This is a genomic window from Aquibium carbonis (genome assembly GCF_003970795.1).
Taxonomy (GTDB): Bacteria; Pseudomonadota; Alphaproteobacteria; order Rhizobiales; family Rhizobiaceae; genus Aquibium; species Aquibium carbonis.
Map to the genome: position 1 here is coordinate 72,135 of NZ_RWKW01000020.1, position 14,450 is coordinate 86,584.

15 protein-coding genes are annotated in these 14,450 nt (G+C 66.4%); 3 read left to right on the top strand and 12 right to left on the bottom strand.

Annotated features, from left to right (window positions below; translation table 11 throughout):
* Window positions 1–20: 20 nt before the first annotated feature.
* The 12 genes from EJC49_RS06005 to EJC49_RS06060 all read right to left on the bottom strand — a co-directional run bounded on the left by EJC49_RS06005 (window position 21) and on the right by EJC49_RS06060 (window position 10,674).
* Window positions 21–1,244 carry an MFS transporter gene (locus EJC49_RS06005; RefSeq protein WP_126698555.1) on the bottom strand — a complete coding sequence of 408 codons (1,224 nt, stop codon included), beginning with the start codon at window positions 1,242–1,244 and terminating at the stop codon, window positions 21–23.
* On the bottom strand, window positions 1,241–1,741 hold the full coding sequence (gene nusB / locus EJC49_RS06010) for a transcription antitermination factor NusB (protein ID WP_126698556.1): 501 nt from the start codon (window positions 1,739–1,741) through the stop codon (window positions 1,241–1,243). The genes EJC49_RS06005 and nusB overlap by 4 nt, the downstream gene beginning before the upstream one ends.
* A 3-nt stretch (window positions 1,742–1,744) precedes the next feature.
* Complete coding sequence (ribH, locus tag EJC49_RS06015; protein WP_126698557.1) at window positions 1,745–2,233, bottom strand: 6,7-dimethyl-8-ribityllumazine synthase; 489 nt, start codon at window positions 2,231–2,233, stop codon at window positions 1,745–1,747.
* A gap of 89 nt (window positions 2,234–2,322) precedes the next feature.
* On the bottom strand, window positions 2,323–3,126 hold the full coding sequence (locus EJC49_RS06020) for an endonuclease/exonuclease/phosphatase family protein (protein ID WP_126698558.1): 804 nt from the start codon (window positions 3,124–3,126) through the stop codon (window positions 2,323–2,325).
* Window positions 3,127–3,165: 39 nt separating this feature from the next.
* Window positions 3,166–3,783, bottom strand: a complete 618-nt coding sequence (locus EJC49_RS06025; protein WP_126698559.1) for a riboflavin synthase — start codon at window positions 3,781–3,783, stop codon at window positions 3,166–3,168.
* A gap of 2 nt (window positions 3,784–3,785) precedes the next feature.
* On the bottom strand, window positions 3,786–4,874 hold the full coding sequence (ribD, locus tag EJC49_RS06030; RefSeq protein WP_245453285.1) for a bifunctional diaminohydroxyphosphoribosylaminopyrimidine deaminase/5-amino-6-(5-phosphoribosylamino)uracil reductase RibD: 1,089 nt from the start codon (window positions 4,872–4,874) through the stop codon (window positions 3,786–3,788).
* Between the two features lie 58 nt (window positions 4,875–4,932).
* Window positions 4,933–5,388: a transcriptional regulator NrdR gene (gene nrdR, locus EJC49_RS06035; protein WP_126698561.1), complete on the bottom strand. Its 456-nt coding sequence runs from the start codon at window positions 5,386–5,388 to the stop codon at window positions 4,933–4,935.
* Window positions 5,389–5,528: 140 nt separating this feature from the next.
* Window positions 5,529–6,842 (bottom strand): serine hydroxymethyltransferase, encoded by a 1,314-nt coding sequence (gene glyA / locus EJC49_RS06040; protein ID WP_126698562.1) that lies wholly within the window; start codon window positions 6,840–6,842, stop codon window positions 5,529–5,531.
* A 198-nt stretch (window positions 6,843–7,040) separates the two neighbouring features.
* Window positions 7,041–8,291, bottom strand: coding sequence for a L,D-transpeptidase family protein (locus EJC49_RS06045; RefSeq protein WP_126698563.1), 1,251 nt, complete (start codon window positions 8,289–8,291; stop codon window positions 7,041–7,043).
* Between the two features lie 255 nt (window positions 8,292–8,546).
* The gene (gene ldtR / locus EJC49_RS06050; RefSeq protein ID WP_126698564.1) at window positions 8,547–9,062 is read right to left on the bottom strand and encodes a transcriptional regulator LdtR; all 516 of its coding nucleotides are present in this window, start codon (window positions 9,060–9,062) and stop codon (window positions 8,547–8,549) included.
* Between the two features lie 146 nt (window positions 9,063–9,208).
* On the bottom strand, window positions 9,209–9,631 hold the full coding sequence (locus EJC49_RS06055) for a DUF6163 family protein (RefSeq protein WP_126698565.1): 423 nt from the start codon (window positions 9,629–9,631) through the stop codon (window positions 9,209–9,211).
* Window positions 9,628–10,674: an enoyl-CoA hydratase/isomerase family protein gene (locus EJC49_RS06060; protein WP_126698566.1), complete on the bottom strand. Its 1,047-nt coding sequence runs from the start codon at window positions 10,672–10,674 to the stop codon at window positions 9,628–9,630. The genes EJC49_RS06055 and EJC49_RS06060 overlap by 4 nt, the downstream gene beginning before the upstream one ends.
* Window positions 10,675–10,813: 139 nt before the next feature.
* On the opposite strand from EJC49_RS06060, the gene hemB reads away from it, so the two are divergent.
* The 3 genes from hemB (at window position 10,814) to EJC49_RS06075 (ending at window position 14,385) form a co-directional block, all read left to right on the top strand.
* A complete protein-coding gene (gene hemB, locus EJC49_RS06065; protein ID WP_126698567.1) occupies window positions 10,814–11,851 on the top strand; it encodes a porphobilinogen synthase in 1,038 nt (345 codons plus the stop codon).
* A 36-nt stretch (window positions 11,852–11,887) separates the two neighbouring features.
* Window positions 11,888–13,027 carry a serine hydrolase domain-containing protein gene (locus EJC49_RS06070; protein WP_126698568.1) on the top strand — a complete coding sequence of 380 codons (1,140 nt, stop codon included), beginning with the start codon at window positions 11,888–11,890 and terminating at the stop codon, window positions 13,025–13,027.
* Window positions 13,028–13,233: 206 nt separating this feature from the next.
* Complete coding sequence (locus tag EJC49_RS06075; RefSeq protein ID WP_126698569.1) at window positions 13,234–14,385, top strand: DUF3095 domain-containing protein; 1,152 nt, start codon at window positions 13,234–13,236, stop codon at window positions 14,383–14,385.
* The last annotated feature ends 65 nt before the right edge of the window (window positions 14,386–14,450 follow it).

A 14,450-nucleotide genomic window follows, 5' to 3' on the forward strand; every position in this document is an offset into this window, starting at 1 on the left:
CGCGCGGCGGCAGGACGGCGTCAGGCCGGACGTTCGGCGCCGTTGCGCGAAAGCAGCCACAGCCAGCCGAGCGCGCCAAGGCAAAGCGCGATGACCGGGAACATGATCCAGGCCAGCATGTCCCAGCCATAGGCGTTGTAGACCGTTCCCGACATCAGCGAGCCGAACGCGACGGAGCCGAACAGCAGGAAGTCGTGCAGGCCCGAGACCTTGCCTTTCTCGGCATCGGTGTAGGTTTCCGAGACCATGGCCGTCGCGCCGATGAAGCCGAAATTCCAGCCGACGCCCAGAAGGATGAGCGCAGTCCAGAACTGCCACAACGCGATGCCGGACAGGGCCACCACCGAGCAGGCGACGAGAAGCAGCAGCCCGACGGCGACGATCGTTTCCTTGCCGAAGCGCGAAATCAGCTTCCCGGTGATGAAGCTCGGCGCAAACATCGCCATCACGTGCCAGGAGATGCCGAGCGCCGCCTCGTCCGGCGTGAAGCCGCAGCCGACCATGGCGATCGGTGCGCCGGTCATCATGAAGCTCATCAGCGCGTAGGAGCCGATGGCGCACAGCAACGCCACCATGAAGCGCGGCTGCGTGAAGATCTCGAAGGTCGAACGGGCAGGCAGCGCGGATTCGACGTAGGGCTTGGCCTGCTTGTCGTGCAGGCGCAGGAACGACAGGATGACGGCGCCGATGGCGGCCAGCACGATGATGGCCACGTAGGAACCGGCGAACATGACCGGCGCAAAGAGTTCGCGCGAGAAGATGACCACCTGCGGCCCGATGATCGCCATGACGACGCCGCCGGTGAGAACCGTCGAGATCGCCTTGCCCTTGTAGGTGGAGGGCGCGTTGTCGGCCGCAGCGAACCGATATTGCTGCACGGAAGCGCCGCCGAAGCCGACGATCAGCAAGCCCAGCCCGAAAAGCCAGAAATCGCCGCGAAACAGGCCGTAGGTCGCCAGCGCGCCGCCGGCGGCGGTGGCCAGCGTTCCGCCGATGAAGCCGTTGCGCTGGCCGAAACGGCGCACGACGAACGCCAGCGGCAGGGCCCCGAGCGCGACGCCGATGTTGTAGGCCGTCACCGGTGCGGTCGCGAGCGACTTGTCGGCGTCGAGCAGATAGTGACCGGCAAGCCCGCCGGTGGAGATCGCGATGGGCGCGGCCGATCCGACGATGGCGCTGGCGCAAGCCAGGATGATCGCCGTGCGGCGCGCTTCCTTTTCCCGCGCGGCCAGCCCCTCGATCACGATGCGTCCTTGCCGCGTCCTTCGCCCCGAATGCGGCGCGAGACGCGATCGAGCACCGCATTCACCAGCTTCGGCTCGTCCTCGTCGTAGAAGGCCTTGGCGATGTCGACATATTCGGAAACGATGACGGCGACCGGGACGTCCTTGCGCTCCATCAGTTCATAGACGCCAGCGCGCAGGATCGCGCGAAGCGTCGAATCGAGACGGGACAGGGGCCAATCCTCGGTCAGGGCCTGACGGATCACCGGGTCGACGACCTTCTGGTTCTCGACCACCCCTGCCAGGATGGCGCGGAACCACTGCGGGTCCGCCTCGCGGTAGAGGGCGCCGTCGATTTCCTTGCCGAGCCGGAAGGACTCATACTCGGCGGTGATCTCCAGCAGGCCGCTGCCGGCCACGTCCATCTGGTAGAGCGCCTGCACGGCCGCCAGACGCGCCGCGCCCCGCTTGTTGGCCTGACGCGGACCGCCCGGGTTCGATTTTTCATCCGGCGCCACGCGTCAGGCTCCGAACTTTTCGCGCAAGGCGATCATCGTGAGAGCGGCACGGGCGGCGAAACCGCCCTTGTCGCCCTCGCTCCGGCGCGCGCGCGCCCAGGCCTGCGCCTCGTCTTCGGTGGTCAGGATGCCGTTGCCGAGCGCCAGCGCTTTGTCGACCGAAAGGTCCATCAGCTTGCGGCTGGATTCATTGGCGACGATGTCGAAATGATAGGTTTCTCCCCGCATGACGGTGCCGAGCGCGACAAAGCCGTCGTAGACCGTCCCACCCTTCCGCGCGCCTTCGAGCGCGAGGGCGACCACGGCAGGAATCTCGAGCGCGCCGGGCACGGTGACGACGTCATAGGTCGCACCGGCTTCGTCGAGCGCGATCCTGGCGCCGTCGAGCAAGGCGTCGGCGAGGTCATCGTAGAAGCGCGCCTCGATGATGAGAAGATGGGCCTTGCCCTCGGGCTGAAGGAAAGCCGAGCCCTGTTGCGTGGTGGATGCCATGTCTGTCTCCGGATCGCGCGTGACTTAGGCCGATCGGCGTCCTCCCGCAAGCCATTTACGACCGGATGCGGTGCGACTTCGAGGCGCCTTCAGCCGATGTCGAGCAGAAGCGGACGATGATCCGACACTTCGGGGGCCGCGACGACCTCGAAGCGACGCACCTCCACGTCGCGGGTCACCAGGAGATAATCCGCGAAGCGACCGTCCTTTTCGTAGAAAGACGTGCGCGTGTCGGTGAAGCCGCGTGTCGTGACGAGCTCCGTCAGGCCCAGCGCTGCGAGGGTGGCGAAAGTCTCGCTGTCGGGCAGCAGGTTGAAATCGCCGCACACGACCAGCCTCTCGCCGGGGCTCCAGACGCGACGAATGAGCTGGACCAGGGCCTGCGCCTGCGCGCGGCGGTGCGGCGTATCGGCCTTGCCGCCCGGCTCGCGGAGCCCGTGCAGGTGCACCACCGCGATGGGCTCGTTCGTCTCCGGATCAAACAGCCGGACCCCATGCGCGTTGCGCGGCCGTGGATGCGCGCCCCAACCATCGGGCGAAAAGGAGCCGTGGACGAAATCGAGCGCCTGCCCGATCACGGAGAAGGAGCGGCGCGTGAAGGTCGCCAGTCCGAACTCCGACCGATGAACGGTGCCGTCGTCATGGAGAACGCCGCGCGCCGACGGGAAAAACCCCGCATCATGATCCGGCAGCAGGGCGCGGACCTCGTCGAAGAGGTTGGCCCGTTGCGGCAGTTCGGCGCCATCGCCCCGATAGGTCAGCCATCGTGCCCCCATCCCGGGCGTGCGGATGACCTCCTGGAGACACAGCACATCGGCATCCATCTCATGGAGAAACGGAAGCAGCGGTTCGAAGACCCGGCCGCCCCAGGCATTGAGCGACAGGATTCTCATGCTTCAAGCTCCCCTGTCTTCCGTCCGGAAACGTTCGGTTCAGGACAGTTCCCTGTCCGCTTCCGCGAGCCGCGCGGCATAGCGCGCCATGGTGTCGACCTCGAGATTGACGGCGTCGCCGACCTGCCGCGCCCCCCAGGTGGTCACCGAAAGGGAATGCTGGATGAGAAGCACGTCGAAGCGACGTCCCTCCACCTTGTTGACGGTCAGCGACGTGCCCTCCAGGGCCACCGAACCCTTCGGCGCGATGAAGCGGGCAAGCTCGGCCGGCGCTTCCAGCGTGAAGCGCACCGCGTCGCCCTCGTCCTTGCGGGCGACGATGGTCGCCATGCCGTCGGCGTGGCCCGAAACGATGTGGCCGCCCAGCTCGTCGCCGATCTTCAGGGCGCGCTCGGTGTTGATGCGGGTCCCGACCTGCCACTGCGAGACGGTGGTCAGCCTCAACGCCTCTTCCCAGGCCTCGACCTCGAACCAGCGCGCGTTGGAGCCGTCCGGCGGCAGGGCCACGACGGTGAGGCAGACGCCTGAGCAGGCGATGGACGCGCCGATCGCGATCGAGGCCGGGTCATAGGCGGTCTCGATCCGGTAGCGCACGCCTTCGTTGAGCGAACGCTTCTCCGCGACGGTGCCGACGTCGGTGATGATACCCGTGAACATGGTCAGGCCCTGTCGTAGATGTGCAGCCGGTCTTGGCCGAAAGCGCCGGTCGATGTCAAACCATAGCCCTTCGGCGGCGTCGCGGCGGTGATCGGAGAGACCACGTGGCGCGCGGGATCAACGCCATCGCCGACGCGCCACGCGCCGGTGAACAGCGCGATCCGGTCGACCAAGCCCGCGGCCAGGAAGGCTTCGGCAACGCGGGCGCCGCCTTCGACCAGGACGCTCTGGACGCCGCGCGCGCCGAGATCTTCGAGCAGTTCCGGAAGCGCCACCCGCCCGTCGGCATATTCGCAGGCGAGAAACTCCGCGCCGCTGTCGGCCAGGGCCGGGTTGACGGGTCCGGCAACCAGAAGCGGCGTCTCGCGCGCACTGGTCACGAGCTTCAGGCCGGCGTGCAGCCGCGCATGCGCATCGAGGACGATGCGCTGCGGCGACCGATCCTCGAGGCCTGCGAGGCGGCAGGTCAGTTCCGGATCATCCTCGATCGCGGTGCCGGCGCCGATCAGGATCGCATGATGCTCGGCCCGCATCAGATGAACCTGCGTGCGCGCTTCCGTGCCGGTGACCGCGACCTGGCGGCCGCCGCGCAACCCCAGCAGCCCGTCCGGGGAAACCGCGAGTTTCAGCGTGACGAAGGATCGGCGAAGGCTCTTGTGCACGAGATACGGGGCGAGATCGTGCCCGGCTTCCGCTTCCAGCAGCCCGGTCTCGACCACGACGCCCGCCTCGCGCAGCATGGCGTGGCCCTTGGAATTGACGCGTTCGTCGGGGTCGACGACCGCGGTCACCACGCGCGCGATGCCGGCCGATATCAGCGTTCGGGCGCATGGCGGCGTGGCGCCGTGATGGGCGCAGGGTTCCAGCGTGACGTAGGCGGTCGCCCCTCGCGCCAGCTCGCCCGCCTCGGCCAGCGCGACCGGCTCGGCATGCGGTCGTCCACCCGGCGCGGTCACGCCGCGCCCCACCACCTGGCCATCGCGCACGATCAGGCAGCCGACGGACGGATTGGTACCCGTCCGGCCGAGATTGCGGCGCGCCAGCCTGATGGTCGCCTTCATGAAGTCGATGTCGTCGGTCGTCGTGCTCATGGTCGATGCCATAGCGCAGGCATGGGCCACTCGAAAAGCGCCAGTTGAAGCCGGCCGATCAGTCCTGCCTGTCCATCTCGCGCAGGAATCCCTCGAAGTCCTCGGCCTTCTGGAAATCCTGGTAGACGGAGGCGAAGCGGACATAGGCCACCTCGTCGATGTTCATCAGCCCTTCCATGACGAGGCGGCCGATGGTGCTCGACGAGACCTCGCTTTCGCCGGAACTCTCGAGTTGCCGCACGATGCCGGAGATCATGCGCTCGACGCGCTGCGGATCGATCTGGCGCTTGCGCAGCGCCGTCTGCACCGACCGCTCCAGCTTGTCGCGATCGAACGGCGTGCGGCGCCCCGACTTCTTGGTGACGACGAGGTCGCGAAGCTGGACGCGTTCGAAGGTGGTGAAGCGGCCGCCGCAATCGGGACAGACGCGACGGCGGCGGATCACCGCGCCGTCTTCGGCCGGGCGCGAGTCCTTTACCTGGGTGTCTTCAGACTGGCAGTAGGGGCAGCGCATGGAACCCTGTCGCGTGTTCGTCGGCCAGGAGAGGCTTAGGCGGATTCGTCCGTCGGCGCAAAGCCGAAGGTGCCCTCCGTCCAAACGAAACGGCCGGGTCGCCCCGGCCGCATCCAGTTCGCCTCAAACCGTCCCGCCGTTCACCCCATGAAGGGGTAGAGCGGGAAGCGATCGGTGAGCGCAACGACCCTGGCCTTGACGGCGGCTTCGACGGCGGCATTGCCCTCGTCGGAGTTCGCCGCCTTGAGGCCGTCCATGACCTCGGAGATGAGCTGGCCGATCTCGCGGAATTCCGCCTGGCCGAAGCCGCGCGTCGTGCCGGCCGGCGTTCCGAGCCGGATGCCCGACGTGACGAAGGGCTTTTCGGGATCGAAGGGGATGCCATTCTTGTTGCAGGTGATGTTGGCGCGGCCGAGCGCTGCCTCGGCGCGCTTGCCGGTGGCGTTCTTGGGACGCAGGTCGACCAGCATCGAATGGTTGTCGGTGCCGCCCGAGACGATGTCGAGGCCTGTTTCGATCAGGCTCGCGGCCAGCGCCCGCGAGTTCGCGACGACGTCCTTCGCATAGACCTTGAAGTCGGGCCGCAACGCCTCGCCGAACGCGACCGCCTTGGCGGCGATGACATGCATCAGCGGGCCGCCCTGCAGGCCCGGAAACACCGCCGAATTGACCTTCTTGGCGATGTCCTCGTGATTGGTCAGGATCATGCCGCCGCGCGGTCCGCGCAGCGACTTGTGCGTGGTGGTGGTCACGACATGGGCATGCGGCAGGGGCGAGGGGTGCACGCCGCCGGCCACGAGGCCCGCGATGTGGGCCATGTCGACCATCAGCCAGGCGCCGACGCCGTCGGCGATCTCGCGGAAGCGCTTCCAGTCCCAGATGCGCGAATAGGCCGTGCCACCCGCGATGATCAGCTTCGGCTTGTGCTCGTTCGCCAGGCGCTCCACCTCGTCCATGTCGAGGAGGTGATCCTCCTTGCGCACGCCATAGGAGACGACGTTGAACCACTTGCCGGACATGTTGACCGGCGAGCCGTGGGTCAGGTGTCCACCGGAGTTCAGGTCGAGCCCCATGAAGGTGTCGCCCGGCTGGAGCAGCGCGAGGAACACGGCCTGGTTCATCTGCGAGCCGGAGTTCGGCTGGACGTTGGCGAACTGGCAGTCGAACAGCTTCTTGGCGCGCTCGATCGCCAGTTCCTCGGCGATGTCCACGAACTGGCAGCCGCCATAATAGCGCTTGCCCGGATAGCCCTCGGCATATTTGTTCGTCATGATCGAGCCCTGCGCCTCGAGCACGGCGCGGCTGACGATGTTTTCCGAGGCGATCAGTTCGATCTCGTGCCGCTGACGACCGAGTTCCTTGCCGATGGCGCCGAAAATCTCGGGATCGGCCTGCTCGAGCGGCAGGTTGAACGGATTCTCCTCGAACGTCTTCGCGGCGGTCGCGGTGGCCATGGGCATCCTTCCTCGGACGGTGGTTGCGGTTGCGGGCGCAATATCACATCGCACATGCCCCTGCCACGCGGGAGGGTGCGAAATTCCATGTCCGGAATGCGGCAGATCGTCGGCCCCGGCAGCCGCGGCCGCGGCTGCCCGCCAGGACACAAGAAAAAGGCCGCACGCGGCGGCCTTTTCGAACAGGTTCAGCGCTGCTCAGAGCGCGGCGGAGATCATCAGCTCGTCGACGCCGTCGCGGCCATAGATGTCGTTGCGGAAGTGGACGACGCGGTCGCCCGTGGACCAGGCCGACACATAGGTGAAGTAGACCGGCACCGCGGCCGCGAGCGCAACGGGCGTGCTCTCGCCGCTCTTGATCGACTGCTCGAAACGCTGACGATCCCAGCCAGCCGTGTCGCGCAGGAGCCAGGTGACGAGATCGCGCACGTTCTGCACGCGCACGCAGCCGGACGAGTGGAAGCGCTCGATCTGGTTGAACAGGCTCTGCTGCGGCGTGTCGTGCATGTAGACGGCATGCGGATTGGGGAAGTTGATCTTCACCGACGCCATTGCGTTGATCTTGCCGGGATCCTGGCGGAAATGCAGCTTCGCGGCTTCCTCGGTGTTCCAGTCGATGCTCAGCGGATCGACCTCGCCCTTGGGGCCGAGGATGCGGATGTTGTTTTCGGCGAGATAGTTCGGGTTCTTGCGCATCAGCGGAATGATGTCCCGGCGGACGATCGATTCCGGCGCGTTCCAGAACGGGTTGACGATGATCTCGTTGATCTTGGAATTGAGAATCGGCGTCTGGCGGTCGATCTTGCCGACGACGGCCGTGTGCCGCAGCACGACGCGGCCGTTCTCGACCGCCTCGATCTGCGCGGCCGGAATGTTGACCATCACGTAGCGGTCGCCGAGGAAACCCGACATCGCACGCAGGCGAACCAGGTTGGTCTCGAGCTGGCCGAGGCGAACCGGCGCGGACACGTTCATGGCGGCGTAGGAGTAATCGCCCATCACGCCGTCCGACGGCAGGCCATGGCGCAGCTGGAAGCGCTTGACCGCGGCATCGACGTAGGAATCGAAGGCCGGCGAGATGCCGGCGCTGGTCGCGAGGTCGCCCGAGATCATGAGGCGGCGACGCAAGGTCTCGACCGCCGGATCGACCACGCCGAGGCGCAGCTTCTGGGAGGCCTGCACCATCGGCCAGCCACCCTGGGCGACGATGTTGTGATACTGGCCGATCGCCATCTCGACATGCGAGACGGTGTCGGGGCTGAAGATCGGCAGGCTCGTCGCCACGCGACCGCCCTCATAGGCGCGCGCGTCGAACTGCTCGTCCCAGTTTCCGCGTCGCGGAGACAGGATGAGATCACGGATGACGTCCTGGGCATGCGCGGAGCCGGACGCCAGGGTCGCGGCCACGGCGCCAGCACCGGTCAGAAAGGAACGGCGATCGATCTTCATCGTGCAAACGGCCTCATTCTTGAACGCGGAAGCCCGCGACGGACAGGTCTCGACGATAGGCAGGGTCGGTTAAGAAAACACCAACCATATCCCCGCGCCGTCGAAGGGCCGACAGGCGCAGCCCTAGCCCAGACCACCCGATTATGGCCGCAAAATGGCCCCGTCGCTACACAAGCCGGTGATCCTGCCGGACGCGGAAGGGGCCAGCCATCGGCCAGCCCCTCGCCATCCTCGATGCCGACGTTTCGCAGGGCATTACATGCGATAGGCGATGGTGTCGTTCCAGAACCGGTCGAGGCGCAGCAGCGCCTTGTTCATGGCGCGGAACTCGTCGACGTTGATGCCGCCGACCTGCTCGATCGAGCCGATGTGACGGTCATAGAGACCGGCGACGATCTCGGCGATCTCCTGGCCCTTGGGGGTCAGGCTGATTCGGACCGAGCGACGGTCGATGCGCGAGCGCTGGTGGTTGATGAAGCCGAGATCCACCAGCTTCTTCAGGTTGTAGGAGACGTTGGATCCCAGATAGTAGCCGCGGGTCCGCAGTTCGCCTGCCGTCAGCTCGGAATTGCCGATGTTGAACAGCAGCAATGCCTGGATCGCGTTGATGTCGGAACGGCCATTGCGCTCGAACTCGTCCTTGATCACGTCGAGCAGTCGGCGGTGCAGACGCTCCACCAGCTGTAGTGCTTCGAGATACAATGAGCGGATGGCTTCCTTGCGATCGTCCTGTGCCGGGACGGGCTTCGGTGCCTGTCGGGTGTTGATCATGGTTGTGCCTCTCGTTTGACGCCTGGCGAGTATTTTTTTCTTCTCACCTTGGCCTCACCCTAGCGCGCACCCATAAAATTCGACTTAAACGTCAGGATTAACAAGGGCTTTCGTTCTGCCCGCCGTCGAGTTGGGTTAATGGACCGCTACTTGCGGGTCTGGCGCGCATGCCAGACGAGCGCCGCGCGGAAGCCCACATAGAGCAGCGCGATCAGGATATAGGAGCCCACCAGCATCCATCGACTGCCGAAGACATGGCCCATGGCGCCGTACATGACGATCTCGATCGCGGCGCAGATGAACCAGATTACCGGCCCCCAGGATGCCGTCATCCACAAGCCGATGCCCGCCACAGGATAGAGCGCGGCGAGCGTGACGGAGGCGATCTGCCATTCGACCGGCATGGTGTCGAAGCGCCAGAGCGGACCGGGAAAATAGCCGATCAGGCGGATCCAGTAGAACACCCCGAACAGCAGGCAATAGGCTGCCACGATGCGCTGGAAGGCCGCGAACAGGCCTTCGATCAACGCCGGTTGCAGAACCGATGCCTTGATGCCGTCTTCCGTCACATCATCAGTTCCCCGCCGGCGAGCGGCTCGAAATAGGCTTCGATCGCGGCCGGCTCCACGTCCTCGATCCGCGCCGGCCGCCAGGCAGGCGTCGAGCCCTTGTCGATCAGCGCGGCGCGGATCCCTTCGTAGAAGTCATGACCGGTCAGCATGCGGTTGAGGATGCGGAACTCCATCCGCATGCACTCGTCCATGTCGAGCATGCCGCCGAACAGCAGCGCCCGGAGCGTGACGAGCAGGCTGGTCGGCGAGCGGGTGCGCAATGTGGCGAGCGCCTGGCGCGCAACCTCGTCGCCGCTGTCGGCGGCCTCTTCGAGACTGGAGAGGATGTGGTCCATCTGCTCCAGCGAGAAGTGCCGTCCGATCGTGGTGATGGCCGGATCGCTCGTCTCGCGGGGGGCGTCGACCGCAAAGCGCGCGCCGGCGGCGTCGGCGTCCCCGGTTTCGCACAGCGCATCGAGAAGCGCGGCCGAATCGCTCGATCGCACCGTATGCGTCGCGATACCGGACCAGAGCGCATCGCCCCATCGGATGCGATTGCCGGTCAGCGCCAGGTAGGCGCCGAAGCTGCCCTTCAATCGCGGCAGGAAGAAGCTGCCGCCGACATCCGGGAAAAAGCCGATGCCCACTTCGGGCATGGCGAAGACGGCGTTCTCGGTGAAGACGCGGTGACTGCCATGAACCGAAACGCCAACCCCGCCGCCCATGACGATGCCGTCCACCAGCGCCACGTAAGGCTTTTCGAAGCGGGCGATCGCGGCATTGAGCCGGTACTCGTCGGCGAAGAACTCGAACAGAGGTCGGCCCGCCTTCCCGGCTGCATACACCTCGAGAATGTCGCCACCGGCGCAAAAGGCGCGCCCCTCGCCGCCAATGACGACGAGCGCGACCGAATCATCGCGGCTCCAGGCCTCCAGCGCGCGCGTGAGCGCCAGCACCATGCCGTGGGTCACCGCGTTGAGCGCTTTGGGCCGCGTCATCGTCACGACGCCGGCCCGGCCTCGGCGCTCGAAACGGATGTCCTGGCCTCCTCCGAAATCCATCTGCACCCCTTCCTTACGATCGTGACGAGGCTTAAGCAGGGTTGACCGAAGCGTCAATGCCGGCGGATGCACGGCGGTGGCAAGGCAATCGAAAGGCGCTGAACACAGGGAAGCGTCGCGGAGTTTCGGAGGAAGCGTCATGGACAGGATGTTGCGCGCAGCGAGGCCCGGAGCCCGATCCGTGGACGAAATCACCGGATCGCGCCGGATGCGGCGCATGCGCAAGGCCGACTGGTCGCGTCGGCTGGTGCAGGAGAATCGACTCTCGGTCGACGACCTGATCTGGCCCATCTTCATCATCGACGGCGAGAATCGCCGCGAACCCATCGACGCCATGCCGGGTGTCTTCCGCCTGACGATCGACATCGCCGTCGAGGAGGTGGAGAAGGCCGCGAGGCTGGGCGTCCCGGCGATCGCGACGTTCCCGAATGTCGACCATTCGCTGCGCGACCAGACCGGCTCGGAGATCCTCAACCCCGACAATCTCCTCAACCGGGCATCGCGCGCCATCAAGGCTGCCGTTCCGCAGATCGGCATCATCACCGATGCCGCGCTCGATCCGTTCACCAGCCACGGCCATGACGGGATCCTGCGCGACGGGACCATCGTCAACGACGAGACGGTGAGGCAGATCGCGGAGGCCGCGGTGCTGCAGGCGGCCGCCGGCGCCGACATCATCGCGCCGTCGGACATGATGGACGGACGCATCGGCGCCGTCCGCGACGCGCTCAACGAGGCCGGCTTCGGCGACGTGGCGATCATGTCCTATGCGACGAAGTTCGCGTCGGCCTTCTACGGTCCCTACCGGGAGGCGATCGGCACTGCCGGCCTTCTGAAGGGCGACAAGAAGACCTACTACCTCGATCATGCCAATTCCGAGGAGGCGGTGCGCGAAGCCGAGCAGGACGTCGACGAGGGCGCCGACATGCTGATGGTGAAGCCCGGCCTGCCCTATCTCGACATCATCCGGCGCCTGAAGGACGAACTCGGCCTGCCGACCTTCGCCTATCAGGTCTCCGGCGAGTACTCGATGATCAAGGCGGCGGCGGCCCATGGCTGGATCGATGGCGAGAAGGTCATGATGGAGACGCTGCTGTCCTTCAAGCGCGCCGGCTGCGACGGCATCCTGACCTATTTCGCGCCCGAGGTGGCAGCCCTCCTCAACAAGCGCGGCTGAACGGCGAGGACCAGACTCAAGCGGGGGAAGACGGGGATGACCGATCGCGTCGCGTATCTGCAGAGCCTGTTTTCGGGCGCCCGCCAGGAGGACAGGTTCAACCGGCAGCACGAGATTTTTCCGGTCGCCACCATGACGGCGGCACCGCAGCCGCAGCCCCTGCCGCGCGGCGAGGCGATCGATCTCCCCGCGACCTACCGGTTCGGGGATGGCGACCGGGACACGGCCGCTTTCCTGGCCGAAACCGACACGGTCGCGCTGATGGTTCTTCACCGTGGACGGGTTCGCTACGAGGATTACTGGCTGACCGGCGGTCCCCGCGTGACCTGGGTGTCGATGTCGGTCGCCAAGAGCTTCGTCTCGGCCGCCCTCGGCATCGCGCAGGCCGAAGGCGCGTTCGGCTCCGTCGAGGACCAGATCGTCGCCTACGTCCCCGAATTGAAGGGTTCCGCCTATGACGGCGCGCGCATCAAGGACGTGCTGCAGATGGCGTCCGGCGCGCGCTGGAACGAGGATTATTCGGATCCGGCTTCCGACATCAACCGCTTCATAGCGGTCTTTGCCCATGGCGGGTCCTTCAACGACTTCACCGCGACGCTGGAGCGCCAGAGAGAGCCGGGCACCTGGAATCTCTACAACTCGACCGACACCCAGGCGCTCGGCATGCTCCTGAAGACGGTGACCGGCACGTCGATCCGCGACTATGTCGAGGAAAAGCTCTGGCATCCGCTCGGCATGGAGGACGACGCGCACTGGCTCGTCGATTCGACGGGCATGGAGATGGCCTTCGGCGGTCTCAACGCCACGGCGCGCGACTATGCGAAGCTCGGCGAGCTCTACCGTCTGGGCGGGCGCTGGAACGGCCGGCAGATCGTGCCGGAAGCGTGGGTGGCGGCGTCGGTCACCGCCGACGCGCCGCACCTGAAGGCCGGCGCCGGCGGGCTCGCGGGCACCATCTTTAACTACGGTTATCAGTGGTGGCTACCCGGCGACGAGGGCGAGTACGCCGCGATCGGCGTCTACAACCAGTTCGTCTATGTCGATCCCCGCCGAGACCTCGTCATCGCCAAGCTGTCGGCGAACCATCGCTACGGAACCACGAATGACGAAAGCTCCTTCCGCGAAGCCGAGACGATCGGCCTTTTCCGGGCAATCGGACGGGCGCTGGCAGGCTGAGGGCCGTGGACATTCGCTCGGCATCCGCGCGAGAAACGACGGATACGGGGCGAAGCAGGATGAAACCCTTTCATAGGCTCACGCGTAACTGAGCGGCGCTGGCATCCGCGGCAGGCTAAGGTCGGGCGAGGCGACAGGATTCCGCCCGCAGGGCGCTGATCGGGCATGTCGGCGGGGCGCGACCGACACCCGGAGGAGAACAGGCCATGGCGGATCCGCTTGCAAACGACTTCTATGCCCGCCTCGCCCCGCAAGGCGAATTCAGCCGCCTGGCCGATGGCAACGCCTATGTTCCGCTGCCCGACGACTGGTATGTCGGGACGGCCGACATCGTCGGATCCACCGCTCACATCGCGGCCGGCCGCTACAAGATCGTCAACACGGTCGGGGCGTCGGTCATTTCCGCCCAGATGAATGCCGCCGACGGCATGACCTTTCCCTTCGTCTTCGGCGGCGACGGCGCCAGCTTCGCCTTCCCCTCGGGCCATCTGCCGCGGGCCACGGATGCGCTGTCCCGGGTGCTGCGCTGGGCCGCGGACGCGTTCGGATTCGAGCTGCGCGGCGCGATCGTGCCGGTCGCCGACATCCGCGCGGCGGGCTTCGACGTCTCGGTGGCGCGCTATCGCCCGTCGGCGACGATCGACTATGCGATGTTTGCCGGTGGCGGACTTGCCTGGGCGGATCGCGAAATGAAGGCGGGTCGATACAGGATCGACCCGGCGCCGGAGGGTGCCCTGCCCGACCTGTCGGGCCTTTCCTGCCGCTGGACGCCGATGAAGTCGCGCAACGGCACCATCCTCTCGGTTCTCGTGCTGCCTCGACCAGGCGCCGACCCGGCCGCCGTGACGGCGGTGTCGCGCCGTGTCGTGGAGATGACGCGCGGGCTGGCCGGCGGCGGGCATCCGGTTCCTCCGGAAGGGCCCGGCGTCACCTGGCCGAACGAAGGCATCGCGATCGAGGCACTGGCGTCGCGGGGCCACGGGTCGCTGCTCCGGCGGAAGATCGAACTGCTCGCCACCACGCTGGTCGCCCATTTCTTCTTCATCACCCGCATCAAGCTCGGCGCCTTCGATCCGACGCACTACGTCCAGGTGACGCGCGACAACGCCGATTTCCGGAAGTTCGACGACGGGCTGAAAATGACCATCGACTGCGATGCGGCGACCCGCGACCGGATCGAGACCGTCTTGCGGGAAGCCTCGGCCGCCGGCATCGTCTCCTACGGCCTGTTCGAGCAGGAATCGGCGATCATGACCTGCATCGTGCCGTCAGTGACCAGCGACAACCACGTGCATTTCATCGATGGCGCGGCCGGCGGCTACACCAGCGCCGCCATGGCGCTCAGGGCCGCGCCCTGATCGACGGCGATCACCGGGGCGTCCCGGCGCCCCCGCGGACGCGACCGCCGCCAGAACCTTGCATT

Coding starts and splice junctions, on each gene's coding strand:
- nrdR (WP_126698561.1), bottom strand. CDS start 5,388: ATGCGCTGCCCCTACTGCCAGTCTGAAGACACCCAGGTAAAGGACTCG.
- ldtR (WP_126698564.1), bottom strand. CDS start 9,062: ATGATCAACACCCGACAGGCACCGAAGCCCGTCCCGGCACAGGACGAT.
- glyA (WP_126698562.1), bottom strand. CDS start 6,842: ATGGCCACCGCGACCGCCGCGAAGACGTTCGAGGAGAATCCGTTCAAC.
- EJC49_RS06045 (WP_126698563.1), bottom strand. CDS start 8,291: ATGAAGATCGATCGCCGTTCCTTTCTGACCGGTGCTGGCGCCGTGGCC.
- EJC49_RS06020 (WP_126698558.1), bottom strand. CDS start 3,126: ATGAGAATCCTGTCGCTCAATGCCTGGGGCGGCCGGGTCTTCGAACCG.
- hemB (WP_126698567.1), top strand. CDS start 10,814: ATGGACAGGATGTTGCGCGCAGCGAGGCCCGGAGCCCGATCCGTGGAC.
- EJC49_RS06025 (WP_126698559.1), bottom strand. CDS start 3,783: ATGTTCACGGGTATCATCACCGACGTCGGCACCGTCGCGGAGAAGCGT.
- EJC49_RS06060 (WP_126698566.1), bottom strand. CDS start 10,674: ATGGATTTCGGAGGAGGCCAGGACATCCGTTTCGAGCGCCGAGGCCGG.
- EJC49_RS06070 (WP_126698568.1), top strand. CDS start 11,888: ATGACCGATCGCGTCGCGTATCTGCAGAGCCTGTTTTCGGGCGCCCGC.
- ribD (WP_245453285.1), bottom strand. CDS start 4,874: ATGAGCACGACGACCGACGACATCGACTTCATGAAGGCGACCATCAGG.
- ribH (WP_126698557.1), bottom strand. CDS start 2,233: ATGGCATCCACCACGCAACAGGGCTCGGCTTTCCTTCAGCCCGAGGGC.
- EJC49_RS06075 (WP_126698569.1), top strand. CDS start 13,234: ATGGCGGATCCGCTTGCAAACGACTTCTATGCCCGCCTCGCCCCGCAA.